This window comes from Pseudoalteromonas sp. SCSIO_11900 (genome assembly GCF_000576475.1).
In the GTDB taxonomy this organism is placed as follows: Bacteria; Pseudomonadota; Gammaproteobacteria; order Enterobacterales; family Alteromonadaceae; genus Pseudoalteromonas; species Pseudoalteromonas tetraodonis.
In genome coordinates this window covers 1-1212 of the sequence record NZ_KK070031.1, presented here as the reverse complement: position 1 = coordinate 1212, position 1212 = coordinate 1, and the positions used below count along the sequence as shown (strand labels likewise).

1 protein-coding gene is annotated in these 1212 nt (G+C 38.4%); it reads right to left on the bottom strand.

Features of this window, described 5'->3' with window-relative positions:
- Positions 1 to 38: 38 nt before the first annotated feature.
- Entirely contained in the window at positions 39 to 1022 is a 984-nt protein-coding gene (locus BG00_RS17080; protein WP_036981290.1) for an IS110 family RNA-guided transposase, read from the bottom strand.
- Positions 1023 to 1212: the final 190 nt, after the last annotated feature.

The window sequence follows — 1212 nt, the reverse complement described above, 5'->3', positions numbered from 1 at the left end:
GTAGATACCATCTCTCTTTATAGGCTTCAAGATCGTATTTAACTTTCTTGGAGCTTAAACGCTTCTTGATTTTTTATTACACCAAAACATATATGAATGAGTTTACGCATATTGGCGCCAATGATTTGCATCGACGTTTTGCCATTATTCAGCAAGGCTATTTTTTGCTGTTGTATCTTATAATTCCACTGCCCAGCGACTACTGCTGCCATATAAAGTTTACTTCTTATTTTTGAGGGCCCTAGCTTGCTCATAGTTGTACGGCCCTTCATTTTCCCAGACTCATGCAGCCGCGGTATTAAGCCACAGTAGGCAGCAGCTTGCTTAGCTCTGCTGAAATTTTTAGCGGCGAATATATACGTCAGCTCCCGAGACATAACAGGCCCAATACCGGGGATTGTTTCTAGTAACGTTCTATTCTTCTTTAAGTCAGGAAAGCTATTTATGTGACTATCAATATCTGACTTAAGTTTTTTTATCTCATCATCTAGAAAGTTAATCGTTTCTTTTAATGATTGAGTGACTCGCTCAGATGTCGCATTAAACTCACTTGCTTCTAATCGATTCTGCTCTCGTTGTTTATTGGACTCCAATGCATCAAGTCGACGCAGTAAGGATTTAAGCTCTCTAATTTCCTTTGCTTCAGGTTGCCAGAAGTTAACGGTTGATTGCTTAGCATAACCGTAGCTTGCAAGCATTATCGCATCTGACCTATCTGTTTTATGAACAACATTTAGAGCCTCAGCATATTTTTTTGCTTTGCTAGGGTTAGCGAGAATAATATTGAATCCTTGCTGGTATAAAAAGTACATTAACGGCTCATGGTAAACACCGGTTGGCTCTACCGTGATAACGATTTCCTCAGCTATAGTTTTGGTTGTACTTAAAAGCCACTGCTTAATTTCCTTGAAAGCTAGGTGGTTATTTTTAAATACTTTTGTTTTCTTTTTATTAGTGATTGGATCTCTCAGCCAACATAAATCAACTTTATCTTTACTGATATCAAAACCAATAAACATCATCTCTACTTACTCCCCTTGTACATACAGCATCAACTTAATCTAAGAGTGCTTGGATACCATTCAGTTTGTTGAGAATTGGAAGCTAGGGCTTAATCTACGGCTCAGTATCAAGTACTGGGCGGGGCTACAAGCTCACTAACTTCCGATGTAATAAATGATAGCTAATCATCTATTACAGAGAGATACAAGG